13 protein-coding genes and 2 riboswitches are annotated in these 14,761 nt (G+C 37.2%); of the genes, 3 read left to right on the forward strand and 10 right to left on the reverse strand.

Features of this window, described 5'->3' with window-relative positions; translation table 11 throughout:
* Window positions 1-122 precede the first annotated feature (122 nt).
* Window positions 123-899, reverse strand: coding sequence for a hypothetical protein (locus tag AC2YJL_RS17360; RefSeq protein ID WP_045292759.1), 777 nt, complete (start codon window positions 897-899; stop codon window positions 123-125).
* Between the two features lie 241 nt (window positions 900-1,140).
* On the opposite strand from AC2YJL_RS17360, the gene AC2YJL_RS17365 reads away from it, so the two are divergent.
* The 3 genes from AC2YJL_RS17365 to AC2YJL_RS17375 all read left to right on the forward strand — a co-directional run bounded on the left by AC2YJL_RS17365 (window position 1,141) and on the right by AC2YJL_RS17375 (window position 3,565).
* The gene (locus tag AC2YJL_RS17365) at window positions 1,141-2,016 is read left to right on the forward strand and encodes a LysR family transcriptional regulator (protein ID WP_014461028.1); all 876 of its coding nucleotides are present in this window, start codon (window positions 1,141-1,143) and stop codon (window positions 2,014-2,016) included.
* A gap of 497 nt (window positions 2,017-2,513) precedes the next feature.
* Window positions 2,514-2,882, forward strand: a complete 369-nt coding sequence (locus tag AC2YJL_RS17370) for a CidA/LrgA family holin-like protein (protein WP_013082263.1) — start codon at window positions 2,514-2,516, stop codon at window positions 2,880-2,882.
* Window positions 2,879-3,565: an LrgB family protein gene (locus AC2YJL_RS17375; protein WP_013056013.1), complete on the forward strand. Its 687-nt coding sequence runs from the start codon at window positions 2,879-2,881 to the stop codon at window positions 3,563-3,565. The genes AC2YJL_RS17370 and AC2YJL_RS17375 overlap by 4 nt, the downstream gene beginning before the upstream one ends.
* A 41-nt stretch (window positions 3,566-3,606) precedes the next feature.
* Here AC2YJL_RS17375 and ptsP read toward each other — a convergent pair whose 3' ends face one another.
* From ptsP to AC2YJL_RS17420, 9 genes are all read right to left on the reverse strand, one after another.
* Window positions 3,607-5,328 (reverse strand): phosphoenolpyruvate--protein phosphotransferase, encoded by a 1,722-nt coding sequence (ptsP, locus tag AC2YJL_RS17380; protein WP_045292764.1) that lies wholly within the window; start codon window positions 5,326-5,328, stop codon window positions 3,607-3,609.
* Window positions 5,328-5,594, reverse strand: a complete 267-nt coding sequence (locus AC2YJL_RS17385; protein ID WP_013056011.1) for a phosphocarrier protein HPr — start codon at window positions 5,592-5,594, stop codon at window positions 5,328-5,330. Before AC2YJL_RS17385 ends, ptsP begins: the two co-directional genes overlap by 1 nt.
* 18 nt (window positions 5,595-5,612) lie before the next feature.
* Window positions 5,613-7,676, reverse strand: a complete 2,064-nt coding sequence (gene ptsG, locus AC2YJL_RS17390; protein ID WP_025749413.1) for a glucose-specific PTS transporter subunit IIBC — start codon at window positions 7,674-7,676, stop codon at window positions 5,613-5,615.
* A 271-nt stretch (window positions 7,677-7,947) separates the two neighbouring features.
* The gene (gene glcT / locus AC2YJL_RS17395; RefSeq protein ID WP_251567608.1) at window positions 7,948-8,796 is read right to left on the reverse strand and encodes a glucose PTS transporter transcription antiterminator GlcT; all 849 of its coding nucleotides are present in this window, start codon (window positions 8,794-8,796) and stop codon (window positions 7,948-7,950) included.
* A 131-nt stretch (window positions 8,797-8,927) separates the two neighbouring features.
* On the reverse strand, window positions 8,928-9,800 hold the full coding sequence (locus AC2YJL_RS17400; RefSeq protein WP_251567607.1) for a hypothetical protein: 873 nt from the start codon (window positions 9,798-9,800) through the stop codon (window positions 8,928-8,930).
* Between the two features lie 445 nt (window positions 9,801-10,245).
* A complete protein-coding gene (ribH, locus tag AC2YJL_RS17405) occupies window positions 10,246-10,716 on the reverse strand; it encodes a 6,7-dimethyl-8-ribityllumazine synthase (RefSeq protein ID WP_013056007.1) in 471 nt (156 codons plus the stop codon).
* Window positions 10,717-10,807: 91 nt separating this feature from the next.
* Window positions 10,808-12,001 carry a bifunctional 3,4-dihydroxy-2-butanone-4-phosphate synthase/GTP cyclohydrolase II gene (locus AC2YJL_RS17410; protein WP_097824380.1) on the reverse strand — a complete coding sequence of 398 codons (1,194 nt, stop codon included), beginning with the start codon at window positions 11,999-12,001 and terminating at the stop codon, window positions 10,808-10,810.
* A 16-nt stretch (window positions 12,002-12,017) separates the two neighbouring features.
* Complete coding sequence (gene ribE / locus AC2YJL_RS17415) at window positions 12,018-12,677, reverse strand: riboflavin synthase (protein WP_013056005.1); 660 nt, start codon at window positions 12,675-12,677, stop codon at window positions 12,018-12,020.
* Window positions 12,678-12,955: 278 nt separating this feature from the next.
* A riboswitch (FMN riboswitch) is annotated at window positions 12,956-13,106 on the reverse strand.
* Between the two features lie 107 nt (window positions 13,107-13,213).
* Window positions 13,214-14,248, reverse strand: a complete 1,035-nt coding sequence (locus AC2YJL_RS17420) for a YkvI family membrane protein (RefSeq protein ID WP_230932061.1) — start codon at window positions 14,246-14,248, stop codon at window positions 13,214-13,216.
* 344 nt (window positions 14,249-14,592) lie between these two features.
* A riboswitch (SAM riboswitch) is annotated at window positions 14,593-14,699 on the forward strand.
* Window positions 14,700-14,761 lie beyond the last annotated feature (62 nt).

Raw genomic sequence — 14,761 nt, forward strand, 5'->3', positions numbered from 1 at the left:
CCATTAATCAACATGTTTGATTAGTGGTTCGTTTTTTTGTGATGGTGAATATAGTTTTATCTGTTTCGTTCCTTCTAGCAGTTGATTGGGTTCATTTCGTTATGTCTCAACCTCTTTTTAGATTATTGAACTTCTTCAATGCTCCACTCTAGTTCTTTATGAGTGAGAACAAGATGCGCCTGCAATTTACTCATCTCTTTGTGCTCAAACCGATCGTTATACATTTCATTCATATCGTCAAAATCACCGATTGTATACAAAGGAATTTTAATATCTTTACGGGATTGAACCATATGTTCGAAATCAATAAACAAACCGTCATTCGTTAAAGTAAGAAGCGTATTTGCTAACACGAGCGGCAATATTGGATACTCTAACTTCTTCCTTCTAAATACAAATCTTTTTTGCTTAATTTCTGACATTTTTAACGGAATGATTCGGCTTAAAATATGCTTCATATCATATACATCTCGAAAATAGATTTTGTTATAAAATCCATCATCATGAGCTAAATAAACAAATTGATTACCGAGTTTATTATTAAATGGTGAATTGAGCGGTTTTTTTAAATGACCTAAATACAGCAGCGCTGCAATATCTTGAGGTTCTAACAAATCCAACGAAGATATATCCTCAAAATCAATCCAACAAAAGTCACCATAATTATAAACATCATCTTCTGCTAAAAGATGAATTTGTTCTTCTTCTACGTAGTCCATATGGGTTTGGTAGTGGTAATCACTGTCTTCAAAACCATGCTTTAACAATAATATATTTGCAAGCGGCGTAGGAAGGGAATGATAAAACTCTTTAAATTCAATTCCATATGTAATAAAGCATTTTTTATTTACATGGCCATTAATATAAACGATATCTCTTATTTCATCTGCTTTACTCAACCGTTCTAACCACCTTATTGATTGATTCTGTGATCGATATGTAACCGTTCTACTGATTTATATATTATACTTCTAAAATAAACAATGTGTAAATATATATTGTTGGCAATTTCTTTTGTATTCACTGCCTCTTCTACTGATCATTTTATTTGATAGAAAAGAAAGGTATAGAGCTGATTGTGAATGTGGTAGAATGTGTGTATCTTATTAATTAGCATGTATAAACACGGAGGTATACAAAATGGATGTCCGCCATTTGCATTATTTAACAGAAGTGGCTAAACATAAAAATTTCACAAGAGCTTCTGAAGCCCTGCATATTTCTCAACCTTCTCTCAGTAAAATGGTTAAATCATTAGAAGAAGAGCTCGGCACCCCTTTGTTTGATCGCGCTGGCAAACAAGTTCAGCTTACCGATGCAGGAATAATCGTGTACGAGCAAGCTGAAAGCATTTTATCTTCTCTCCGAGATTTATCGGATTCCCTCTATGATTTAATGCATTTAAAAAGAGGAACCATCAAAATAGGTATTCCCCCTATTATTGGTACATTGTTTTTTCCTACTATCATTAAAGCATTTCGAGAGCAATACCCTGAGATTCATATTCAATTAGTGGAATATGGAGCTAAAAGAATGCAAAAATTTGTGGAACAAGGAGAAGTGGATGTGGGCGTAGTTTTACTTCCAGTTGATGAAAACATGTTTTTTACGACTCCTTTAGCTCGAGAAACACTGCAGCTTGTTGTGCATAAATCTCATCCGTTGGCTCAGCATTCTACGATTTCATTAAAAGAGTTAAAAGACGAAACGCTTATTTCCTTTCATGAAGACTTCACCATGCATGAAATGGTCTATAACGAATGTTTAAAAAATGGATTTACACCTAATATTGCTTTTAAAAGCTCTCAGTGGGACTTCATTGGAGAGCTGGTAGCTGCTAATCTCGGCATTGCTCTTTTCCCTTATTCATTATGTGAAAAGCTTGATTTGGAGCATATGAAAGTAATTAATCTCGAGAATGCTATTCCATGGGAAATTGCTTTAATCGTTAAAAAAGATCGCTATATCTCTTATGCTACACAGGCTTTTATTGATTATATTAAAAGTACAGTTTAACAAAGCTGAGACAAAAGTAGTTTAATTAAAAATTCGAATGAGTTTGATTCTTGATAGAAAATCAAACTCGTTCGGATTTTTTTCATGGCGGTGTAACAAGTCATTCATACTAAATCATTTATCCTATTGGTTCGTTTTGAGATGGAATTAATTTAGGCATGTCTCCATCTCTTTTTTTGATTGCCTTTTATTAAATAATTGCACCTTATATTTCACAAACTCTTTTTTGAAAAGGTTACCAACGCATTTGTAAAGAGATTTCTTTCAACTATAACTAAAAAGAATAGTTATCATAGTTATTATATATTTCATATTATAGTCGTTTTTTTGTAAGATAAGTATGTAGCATTCATTTACTTAAGTTGTATCCCCATTTGCAAAATCCAAATAGTTTCTCTTTTCCCATGATGGAGTCGTCTTTTCAGCATAGACGACTCCATTATTGTCTCAACAAACTAGGAATGAATGAATAAAAACATAAATAAAGGAGGCTAATCATGAAATTGATTATGGTGATTTTACAGATTTTATTACTAACGGCTCTGTTTTTAATAGGAGAAAGTATTTCACAGTGGTTTGACCTCCCAGTGCCAGGTAGTATCATCGGATTTTTCTTACTGTTTTTCTTACTGTACTTTAAAGTAATTAAATTAAGCTGGGTTGAACAAGGTGGAACACTGTTAGTGGGAGAACTATTATTATTTTTCATACCAGCCGTCGTTGGACTCATCAATTATGGAGATGTATTGATGCATTTTGGAATCCAGATTGTGATTATTATCACAATCAGTACAATTATTGTGATGTCTATAACGGGAATCATTGCAGAACATATTTCAAGAAGAAAGGAAGGTTCGCTAAAATGACATTACTCACATGGATTGCTCTTCCGCTTACACTGCTCGTTTATGTCGGCACAAAAGTGCTCTATAAAAAATATAAGTCTATGCTAGTTTCCCCTATTTTACTAGCCCCCATTCTTTTAATTGGCATCTTATTAGTAACGAATGGCTCTTATGATCATTATAAGCAAGGTGCCAGTGCTATTAGCTTTATGCTAGGACCAGCAACCGTTGCTTTTGCTGTTCCTATGTTTAAGTATTTTGATTTACTCAAAAAACATCGTGTTGAAATCAGCTTAAGCGTAGGGCTCGGCACGTTTGCTGCCATGATATCTTCCATGCTGTTAGCATTAGTGTTTCATTTACAATCAACGCTGGTTCATAGCTTGATTCCAAGATCGGTTACGATTCCTATTGCCGTGAATGTATCTCAGACGCTAGGAGGAGATCCAAATATCACCATTATGTTTGTGATTATAACCGGTGTAGTAGGATGTATGGTCGCTCCAAAACTGATTAAGCTCCTCGCACTGCACTCTTCTTTGGCAAGAGGTCTTCTTTTAGGAGTAGCTTCTCATGGGACAGGTACAGCAAGAGCTTTTGAATTTGGAAAAATTGAAGGTACTTTTTCTAGCCTTGGCATGATCGTAGCAGCACTTCTTACAATGCTGTTTGCGAATATGCTTCTGCCTACTATTTTCGCTTAAAAGATAAAAAAGGTGTGATCATATATGATCACACCTTTTTATTATCCAATATGAAAAGTTGATTTTACGAACTCAATAACTTCTTCCGTAGAAGACATTGATAGAATTGTATCTAAATGAGGTTCGATATCAGCTTTTGATAATTGACGGATTTGAGAACGAGCTTTCAGAATAGATGTTGCACTCATTGAGAATTCATCTAAGCCTAAACCTAAAAGAATTGGGATTGCAATCTCATCTCCTGCCATCTCTCCGCACATGCCTACCCATTTACCTTCTTTGTGAGCCGCTTTGATTACCATATTCACCAAGCGAAGAATCGCTGGGTTATACGGTTGATATAAATAAGACACGCGCTCATTCATGCGGTCAGCTGCAAGCGTGTATTGAATTAAATCGTTTGTTCCGATAGAGAAGAAATCTACTTCTTTAGCAAATAAATCTGCGATTACCGCTGAGGAAGGAATCTCTACCATCATCCCTACTTCGATGTCTTCCGAAACTTGTACGCCTTCTTGTTGAAGTTTAGCTTTTTCTTCTAAAAGAATAGCTTTTGCTTGACGGAACTCATCAACAGTAGCAATCATAGGAAACATAATTTTCAGATTACCGTATACGCTTGCACGTAGAAGCGCACGAAGCTGTGTACGGAACATGTCTTGCATCTCTAGACATAAGCGAATAGCACGGAATCCTAAGAATGGGTTCATTTCTTTTGGTAGATTTAAATAAGGAAGCTCTTTGTCTCCACCAATGTCAAGAGTACGAACAACCACTGGTTTACCTTCCATACGTTCAAGAACTGTTTTATAAGAAGTAAACTGCTCTTCTTCTGTCGGAAGCTCTTCGCGGCCCATATATAAGAATTCTGTACGATAAAGGCCAACGCCTTCCCCGCCGTTTTCTAATACGCCTTTTACATCTTCTGGTGTACCAATGTTAGCTGCAAGTTCAACGTGATGATCATCAGCTGAAACCGTTTTTTCATTTACAAGCTTAGCCCACTCAGCTTTTTGTTCTGCATACTCAGCGGCTTTTTTCTCGTAAGCTTTTACTGTTTCTTCGCTTGGATCAACGATAACTTCGCCATCTAAACCATCAACAATTACTAATACGCCGTTTTGAATGTCTTCCATAACTGTTTTTGTACCTACAACAGCTGGAATCTCCATTGAACGCGCCATAATTGCTGAGTGAGAAGTACGTCCGCCAATATCTGTTGTAAATCCTTTTACGAACTTACGATTTAACTGTGCTGTATCAGACGGCGTTAAATCTTCTGCGATAATGACAACTTCTTCTGAAATTAAGCTTGGATTTGAAACGTTTACACCTAAAAGATGAGCTAATACACGTTTTGTTACGTCACGGATATCAGCAGCACGTTCTTTCATATATTCATTGTCCATTGACTCAAACATATTAATAAACATTGCCGCTACTTCATCAAGTGCATGTTCAGCGTTTACATTTTCATTTGTAATTTTATCTTTAATTGGATTAATAAGTTCAGGATCGCTTAGAACTAATAAGTGAGCTTCAAAGATTTCTGCTTTGTCATCTCCAAGTTCTTTACGAGCGTGCTCTCTAATAATTTCAAGTTCTGATTTTGACTTTTCTAGCGCAGCTTCTAGACGTGCTACTTCTGCTTCAACTTCAGTTACTGATTTTTTTTCAACGGTTAATTCTGGATTTTCTAGACGAAATGCTTTAGCAATAGCAATGCCGCTAGAAGCGGCAATGCCTTGAATTTCCTTTGTCATTATTCGCCTAATCCTTCTTTGCTCATTGTATCTTCAAGAGCAGCAAGTGCATCTGCTTCGTCAGAACCTTCTGCAGAGATAGTGATTGTAGCGCCTTTTTGAATACCTAAAGACATAACGCCCATGATTGATTTTAAGTTTACAGTTTTACCGTTGAATTCTAAGTTGATATCAGAATCAAATTTGCTTGCTGCTTGTACTAAAGTTGTTGCTGGACGTGCGTGAATTCCTGAGTCTGCTGTTACTGTAAATGTTTTTTGTGCCATGTTAAATCAATCTCCTTTTTACTTTGAAATGTTAATAATATTTGCTTCTTGTTGAGAAACTTGGCCCTGCTTTAAGATATCAATTTTTTCATCAGCTTGTAAATTCGTGAAAATGATCGGCGTAATCGTCGATGGCGCATTTTCTTTTACAAAGTCTAAATCAATTTTCAATAGAGGCTGTCCTTTTTTCACTTCATCGCCTTGGGCAACTAAAGCTTCAAAACCTTCGCCTTTTAAATTAACTGTATCAATACCAACGTGAATTAAAATTTCACGTCCAGTCGTTGATTCAATACCTAAAGCATGTTTCGTCGGGAATAAGTTTACTATTTTTCCGTCCACTGGCGCAACTACTGTGCCTGTTTTCGGAATAATTGCAAAACCGTCACCCATTAATTTTTGTGAAAATACCTGATCTGGTACTTCCGATAAAGGTACCAATTCTCCCTCAATCGGTGAAACAATATCATTACCATTATCGCTTCCTACTTCAGATGTTGCAACAGGTTTTTCAATTGTTTTTGTCTCTTCTTTTGTGACAACCGGCGTTTTGCCATTCATAATGTCTTGAATTTGACCTTTTAACGTGTCAGATTTCGGACCGAAAATAGCTTGAATATTGTTACCAACTTCAAGAACACCAGCTGCTCCAAGTTTTTTCAAGCGGTCTTTATCAACGTGACCCACATCATCTACTGAAACACGTAAACGCGTAATACAAGCATCTAAATGTGTAATATTTTCTCTACCGCCAAGTGCAGCTAAAACATTTGTTGGAAGCTCTGCTGCTTCTACTTTCTCATCATCTGCACCTTCTTCTTTATCTTCGCGTCCCGGTGTTTTTAAGTTAAATTTACGGATTGCAAAGCGGAAACCGAAGTAGTAGATAACTGCTAGAACTAAACCTACTGGAATAACTAGCCACCATGCTGTACGGTTTTGTAGAACCCCGAATAGAATGTAGTCAATGACTCCCCCGGAGAACGTCATACCGATTTTAACATTTAATAATTGCATAACCATAAACGACAAACCAGCAAATACTGCGTGGATTGCAAATAGTATTGGCGCTACGAATAAGAATGAGAACTCAAGCGGCTCTGTAATACCCGTTAAGAAAGATGTTAAAGCAGCTGAACCCATAATACCAGCTACATATTTTTTGTTTTCAGGACGAGCTTCGTGATAAATTGCAAGAGCTGCTGCTGGTAATCCGAACATCATGAACGGGAATTTACCAACTTGGAATGTTCCTGCTGTTAAAGGCACGCCATCTTTTAATTGTGCAAAGAAAATACGTTGATCCCCGTGAACCACATTACCTGCTTTATCTACATATTGCCCAAATTCAAACCAGAAAGGTGAATAGAAAATATGATGTAGCCCAAATGGAATTAATGAACGTTCAATTAACCCAAAGATAAATGCTGATAAGGTTAAGTTTGAATCAATCATATTTGTTGAGAAAGTGTTCAGACCACTTTGAATTACTGGCCATACTACTACCATAATTAACCCTACGATAATAGCTGAAACTCCAGTTACAATTGGAACAAAACGTTTTCCAGCAAAGAAACCTAAATATGCTGGTAAATCAATATTAAAGAATCGATTATACATTGAAGCTGCAAGTACCCCGATGATAATACCACCGAATACTCCCGTTTGCAGTGTATGAATACCTAGTACACTTGCATATGCTGGGCTTTCCTTCAATAACTTGCTAAATTCTACTGCGTCTAATGTATCTAACCCTTTTACTGTACCCATTGTTACGTTCATAATTAAATAACCAACAATGGCCGCAATTCCTGCTACTCCATCACCGCCAGCTAATCCAACGGCTACCCCAACGGCAAACAATAGCGGTAAATTACCAAAAATAATGTCGCCGGCATTAGCCATTACGTGAGCAATGAGCTGGAACCAATCTGCATTTAAGGCTGGTAATAAGTCTAATAATGTTTCATTTTGAAACGCTGTACCGAAGCCTAATAAAATACCTGCTGCCGGTAAAATCGCAACCGGTAGCATAAGTGCTTTACCAACTTTTTGTAAGACGCCAAAAAGCTTTTTGAACATGGCGTTTACCCCCTTTTATATACTTAGTGTGCAACAAGCTATTTATTTGATACGTGAATCATTAACGCGCTTTCATAAAACGTTTTCTTTAACTAGAAAACTCATTACATCTCCTTGTGTCCTGAAGCCTAAGCTTTAAATGATTGCGCTTTCTTATAACAAAAAAAGGCATGAGGAAAAAGAAACGATAAATGGATACACTCATCCAATTACACATCGCTTCATTTCTCACTCATGCCTGATCGTATCAGTAACACGTATTGAAATGATTTTATAAATCCGTTTTTGTTATAAGTCGCTGCAGATGCATCGTTAAGTAAACGGCTTCTGCTTCATACACAGGTAAATGTAACGCTTGCTGCATTACTTTTATCACTTTCCAAGACACATTGTAACACAGGGGATATTCTTCTTTCAATAGCAAAGCAATTTTTTTTGGCTCTTCTATTTTTTCTCCTGTTTTTACTCGATCAATCGCAAAATGCAAATGACGAATCAATCTCATATAGTGCACAGATTCTTTGTCTACCTGCAGATGAAGCGATTCTTCAATCACATTAATAATCGTTTGAATAAGCTGCGAGTCTTGATTCACTTCAAGCAGGTTTTTTTCAGTCAGCGCACTGTGGATATGAAGCGCAATAAAACCAATCTCTCCTACTGGAAGCTGCACGCCTATTTTGCGACTAATAATTTCTACCACTTCAGACGCGATCGTATATTCCTCTGGATATAAAGCTTTTGTTTCAAGTAAAAATGGATTTTTAAGCCCCATTCCCTGCTGAAAACGTTTTATCGCAAACGCGATATGATCCGTCAATGAAATGTGTATATGCTCATTCAAAGGAATGTTAACACGCTTTTGAATGTGCGTTACAATATCATTCATCATTTCAATCACGTCTTCATCCACTTGCGCTAAAAGCTGCTTGTACTGTTCTTGCTCTTCTTCACTCTTTAACAAAAACATTTTCTCCACGGCTTTTGCATTGATTTCATCGCCTTTTTTCTTATTGAACCCTATTCCTTTCCCAATTAGCACAACTTCATCATAGGTAAGGTGTTTAGCAATTAATACATTATTATTAAGTACCTTTTCTACAAAAAAGGACTCTTTCACGAATCCTTCACTCCCCTGTTTCGGCTTTCTATTATTTGCTTTCCTATCTTACAAATAATACGCATAACCGTCAATTCATTTTTCTTTGTTTCAAATATTATTGAACTAAACTATTTGAGTTACGTATTATCTTAGTAGTTCTTCGCTGGAAACGCAACGTCTTTTTTGCTCGTCCCATAACAATTTTTCATAATAAAGTTTTGAAGCATAACGCTCAGAATGAATGCACCCGCTTGTAGAAGCGTAAAAAGAACAAGTGAAGTGGTAATAGATACCAGCAAAACCCCGTAGTGAATCAGCAAAATATCTACTATACGCAGCCCTGCTATAATCATTCCAGCTCCCACAAAAAATTCTTTAGCTACACTCCAAACGAGGAGAATCGTAACAATACAAACGTAAATCATCGTTGCATTTACGGAATCATGAGTAGCCGACGCAAACCATCCTGTATAAAACCAATTATTATGAAAATATGCTAACAGCATAAACATAATAGTAGAAGTAATGGCGAGCATTCCGAGAAAAAATGTAGCGTAATGCACAAATATCATATACCGTTCTGTTAGCCATACATACCAAATCTTTGAAATGCTAAAGCCTATAGTCATTAAAGCGCCTGTATAAACTGTTTTCCACCAGTGATGTGTATAAATATCCCAGTGTAAAAATAATTCTTCAACCCCCATAAACATAGCTGAAATAATTAAAATATAGCGAAATTTTAATTGATAAGCAGCTACCACCATAGCCATGATTGGAAAAGCAAACGCTTGAGAAGTTAAGGACCCAAACAAATTATCAAAATATTCATTGGTCATAAAATCAGGATCGTAATTGTAACTTTCAAACAACACAAATACAACATACTCTAGTACATAAGCCATTCCAATGATAAAGAAAAGCAAAACGACTAGCTTTTTATCTTTTTTACGTATGAATACCGTAAGCAAAACGGCTGTGCTGATAATAATCAATGCAAAAAAAGCAGTATAATGAGGCATAGACGTCTCCCTTTTACGACCTAATTATTACTTAGAGTAAGACGTTTTAGCCAAATTATACATAGCTAGCTTCTATTCAAAAGAGCTTGAGACATAACTACATCAATTCAATCTAAAGGCGAACAAACGGGATACATGAGATAGTATGGATCGCTTTTTACACGGCAGTTGAGTTCCGTGCAAGACTTCGCTTTCCGCAGGCGGCCGCTGAGCCTCCTCGTCGCTTACGCTTCTTCTGCGGGGTCACACTTCTTCCGCTTTTCCCGCAGGAGTCTTTGCCTTAGACTTTAATCTACAGTTAGAAGCCACCATATAAATGAAACCTACGTTCACTCTACTAATGAAAAGATCCGAACGATGAATCGTTCGGATCTTCCTTCAACTAACATACTTTTGTTTCAGCCTCTTTTAACTCTTCAGCTTATAAAAACTGGAATGGTATCTATTATCCTTCAATCATTTTTGAAAGGTTAGCCATTTCGATAGCTGATGCTGCAGCTTCCCATCCTTTATTTCCTGCTTTTGTTCCTGCACGTTCAATTGCTTGCTCAATTGTTTCAGTCGTTAATACACCAAAGATAATTGGCACGCCTGTTTGTAAGCTTTGAGATGCAACGCCTTTTGCTACTTCATTACATACAAAATCAAAGTGTGGAGTAGCTCCTCGAATAACGGTTCCTAGCGTAATCACTGCATCATATTTTTTAGATTCAGCTAATTTTTTGGCGATTAATGGGATTTCATAAGCGCCCGGCACCCAAGCCACGTCTACGTCTTCATCAGCTACGCCGTGACGTTTGAGCGCATCTTCTGCTCCACTAAGTAAACGGCCTGTAATAAATTCATTAAAACGCCCTACCACGATTCCAATTTTTAATCCTGTGCCTACTAAATTTCCTTCATATAAATGATTCATCTTTTGTTCCTCCTGCTAGTAGTAATATATAGTTATTTACATTTCTTTTCATGAATTAGCTTCACTTGTTATAACGAAAAAAAGTGTAAAATTATAAATGTAATAAATGACCTAATTTTTTAGCTTTTGTATCTAAGTATTTTTTATTGGCATCCACTGCCGGCATTTGAAGAGGCACTCGCTCGACCACTTCAAGGTCGTAGCCTTTTAGCCCGGTAATTTTACGAGGGTTATTCGTTAAAAGCTTCATTTGTTTGACTCCAAGATCTTTTAAGATTTGAGCACCGATTCCATACTCTCGTAAATCTGCCGCAAACCCGAGTTTTTCATTCGCTTCTACCGTATCGTATCCTTCTTCCTGCAGCTTATATGCTCTTAGCTTATTTAATAAGCCAATCCCTCTGCCCTCTTGACGCATATACAGCAGAATGCCGCGTCCTTCTTCTTCAATTTGCGTAAGAGCTGCGTGAAGCTGAGGACCGCAGTCGCAGCGTTCAGAACCAAACACATCTCCAGTCAAACACTCAGAGTGAACGCGAACGAGAACGGGGCTATTATGATCAATATCGCCTTTGATAAGAGCCACATGTTCTTTATTATCAAGTTTATTTGTATATCCTACAGCTTTAAACTCACCAAATGCAGTAGGTAAGCTCACTTCTACTTCACGGCTAATAAGCTGGTCATGTTTGCGGCGGTAGGCAATCAAATCTTTTATTGTGATCATTTTTAAATCAAATTGCTCTGCAATTTTTGTTAAATCCGGTACGCGTGCCATTGTTCCATCTTCATTCATAATTTCACAAATAACACCCGCAGGCTTTCCTCCTGCTAATACTGCTAAATCAACAGCAGCCTCTGTATGACCTGCACGCTGGAGAACGCCCCCGTCTTTTGCAATCAATGGGAAAATATGTCCTGGGCGTTGAAAATCACTTGCTACCGTCGCTTCATTCACAAGAGCCATAACGGTAGCAGAGCGTTCGTATGCACTGATACCTGTTGTACTTGAAATATGATCAATACTTACTGTAAATGCTGTTCCATGTACATCCGTATTGTTCGCTACCATCGGGTGAAGATTCAATTTATGTGCAATTTCTTCATTAACAGGTGTACAAATTAATCCTCTTCCATGAGTAGCCATAAAGTTAATAACCTCAGGCGTCGTTTTTTCGGCTAATGCAATAAAATCTCCTTCGTTTTCTCGATCTTCATCATCGCATACAATAACCACTTTTCCCTTTTTTAACTCTTCAATGGCTTCTTCTACTTTATGAAACATCTCTTTCACCTCACTGTTAATTTGTAAAACCATGCTGCTGCAATAAATCCTTCATGTTACCTGAACGATTCGAGGCCCCAGGGGTTGACTTATTTGTCATCATCTGATGCATATATTTAGCTAACATATCGCATTCGATATTCACTTTGTCTCCTCGCTGTTTGTCTCCAACGACCGTGTGAAGCACCGTATGAGGAATAAGAGAAATAGTAAATGATTGGTTGCTGACATCAAAAATAGTAAGACTTGTTCCGTCTACGGAAACAGATCCTTTTAACATCATAAATTCACGAAGTTCAGGATCGACTTGAATTTCATAATAAAAGGCATTTCCTTTGCGTGTTTTGCTGACAATGGTTCCAATTCCATCAACGTGTCCGCTAACGAAATGCCCTCCAAACCGGCCATTTGCAGCCATCGCCCTCTCTAAGTTAACACGTGATCCAACGGTTAGAAGCTGAAGGGTACTTGCTTTAATCGTCTCCGGCATGACATCGACCGTAAATTCATTTTGAGAGTAAGCCGTTACGGTTAAACACACGCCGTTAACTGAAATACTGTCCCCTAAGTTCACATCTTCTAACACGGTCTTCGCATCAATCGTAAGAACAATTGCTTCTGTGGCCTTTTGAATACGTTTTATTTTTCCAATTTCTTCAATGATACCTGTGAACATTTTCTTCACCTGCTTTGGCGCTATTCCAACTTCTTATACCGTTTTGAAATAGCAGCTGCTTTTTTTTCATATTTATCTTTCCCCCAACCACTGAAAATAAAAAAGCCCCTTGAACAAATGTCCAAGGGGTCGGCTGAGCTGAATCAGTTTTATCTATGCAAAATTCCGCTAATTGTATACGAAATAAACAGTTATATTTTGTGTACAAAAACAAGGGTAGCTTTAAAAAAGGCAAGCGTGTCCCTTATTAATTCAACACAAAAAAACAACTGTGCTTCCTGATCCTTCTCCCATCCAGACTTTTACTGTCGGCTCTAGATTTTAACTAGATCCACCGCTAACATACATCATATGAAAACGGGTCACGGGCTTAAAAGCATACGCTTTATCACCGCCGGTTGGGACTTACACCCGACCCCGAAGGATAATATATTCGACTGCTAGAGTCTCATTTGTTTTACATTATAGCAAAGTAAAATCGACTTGTCACATCATTTAACTTCGTTTTTTCACATCTATTCTTTAAAATCCAGCTTTTAGCTTATTTTTTCTTTTTTAATACATAGCATCCATACAAAAGCTAGTCCAATATAGCCAAATATCGGATACAAAAACTCAAGAAGCTGGGCATATCCGAATTGCCCAATAATAAAGCAAGCCAAGATAATAAACGCAAAAGCTTGTTTGTCATTCAGGGGAAGAAATGACTGAAGCTGCTTAGCGATTCCAAATACATTTCCAATCAATGTAGTAAAAATCTCCCCTAACACAACTACCGTAAATAAAACATTCACCCACGCTGAGATATTTTTAACAACGGCACTCATCGGAATATCAAGTTGAAATGAATAAGGCAAATTGGAAAGGGCAAGATGAGTAGAAACAAGCATAAACGTAAGTACACATCCTCCAATTACGGCCCCTTTTTTAATCACGCTCCTATCTTTCACGGAGCTTCCTAATGGAACCAAAACGGCCTGAGCCAAAGCTAGATTTAGGGAAATATATAAAAAGGGACTAACCGCCCACTTCCACTGCGTGACGAGCATTAAATCCGGCTTCGTTTGAATCAGTGAGAAATAGCTGATATTTGGCACAAAGATGATAAAAGCAAATGAAAGCATCATCGGCACAACAAGAGAATTAACCATTAAAATACCGTTAATTCCTCTTGCGATAAATATATAAGTTAAAACAATTGTAAAAATCATCCCAACAGGAGGCCACAGCCCGAACTGTTCTTTTCCTATTGCTCCCGTACTCGCTAGCATGACTGAAGTTACTCCAAATAAAATGACAATCATTACGCCGTTTACCGCTTTTCCAAGCACATCACCAAATAAATATGTATTAAGCTGCTGATAAGAAGAAGCCCCTATTGCGTGCGAAAGCAGCATCATTTTCGAACCTAGCCAAATAAAAAACAAGCCGCTGACCAAAATTCCAACCATTCCAAGTTCCCCGTACTGTGTAAAAAATTGAACGATTTCCTTGCCTGTTGCAAAACCGGCTCCTACAACGGTGCCTACATACGTAGCAGCAACCTGCAGCGTGAGTTTCCACCTTTTCATGCCCATCACCCTTCTACCCTTCATAGTTCACTATATGTAGAAACGGTTAAAAAAAGACGAGCCTTTTTACGTGTAAATCTACGCATATCCCGGCGCTTGTACCTTTTCGTTTATTTTTTCTTTTTTATTTTCTTTTTGTATTTCTCACAATAAACTCCTTAACCCCTAACATAATAGTCATTTTCAAACAAAATATACGGATATTTTCCCTTTAGCTTTTAAATTTTCCTCAATATTTGCTGGAAATTCACAATTTACTGTTGTATAATTTCTAAAAATCAGATAAATTATTAAATAAGTATTCTTTCTATTTAAAAAAATATGTTTCAATTATATACAATTGATTCTTATCATGAGAGGTGGAGGGACTGGCCCTTTGAAACCTCAGCAACCAGTCGTTAGAGACATGGTGCTAAATCCAGCAAGCAATTTATTGCTTGGAAGATAAGAAGGCGAAAAAAGTCTTCTTCTTAAGAAGACTTTTTCTATTTTATCGGCATATTGCATAAAACG

This window comes from Priestia sp. SRI_019 (assembly GCF_057586255.1).

Bases quoted from the DNA above. Each gene is read 5' to 3' on its own strand.
- AC2YJL_RS17420 (WP_230932061.1), bottom strand. From the start codon at position 14,248: ATGAAAAGGTGGAAACTCACGCTGCAGGTTGCTGCTACGTATGTAGGC.
- ptsG (WP_025749413.1), bottom strand. From the start codon at position 7,676: ATGTTCAAAAAGCTTTTTGGCGTCTTACAAAAAGTTGGTAAAGCACTT.
- AC2YJL_RS17370 (WP_013082263.1), top strand. From the start codon at position 2,514: ATGAAATTGATTATGGTGATTTTACAGATTTTATTACTAACGGCTCTG.
- AC2YJL_RS17375 (WP_013056013.1), top strand. From the start codon at position 2,879: ATGACATTACTCACATGGATTGCTCTTCCGCTTACACTGCTCGTTTAT.
- AC2YJL_RS17365 (WP_014461028.1), top strand. From the start codon at position 1,141: ATGGATGTCCGCCATTTGCATTATTTAACAGAAGTGGCTAAACATAAA.
- ptsP (WP_045292764.1), bottom strand. From the start codon at position 5,328: ATGACAAAGGAAATTCAAGGCATTGCCGCTTCTAGCGGCATTGCTATT.
- AC2YJL_RS17410 (WP_097824380.1), bottom strand. From the start codon at position 12,001: ATGTTTCATAAAGTAGAAGAAGCCATTGAAGAGTTAAAAAAGGGAAAA.
- ribE (WP_013056005.1), bottom strand. From the start codon at position 12,677: ATGTTCACAGGTATCATTGAAGAAATTGGAAAAATAAAACGTATTCAA.
- AC2YJL_RS17400 (WP_251567607.1), bottom strand. From the start codon at position 9,800: ATGCCTCATTATACTGCTTTTTTTGCATTGATTATTATCAGCACAGCC.
- ribH (WP_013056007.1), bottom strand. From the start codon at position 10,716: ATGAATCATTTATATGAAGGAAATTTAGTAGGCACAGGATTAAAAATT.
- AC2YJL_RS17385 (WP_013056011.1), bottom strand. From the start codon at position 5,594: ATGGCACAAAAAACATTTACAGTAACAGCAGACTCAGGAATTCACGCA.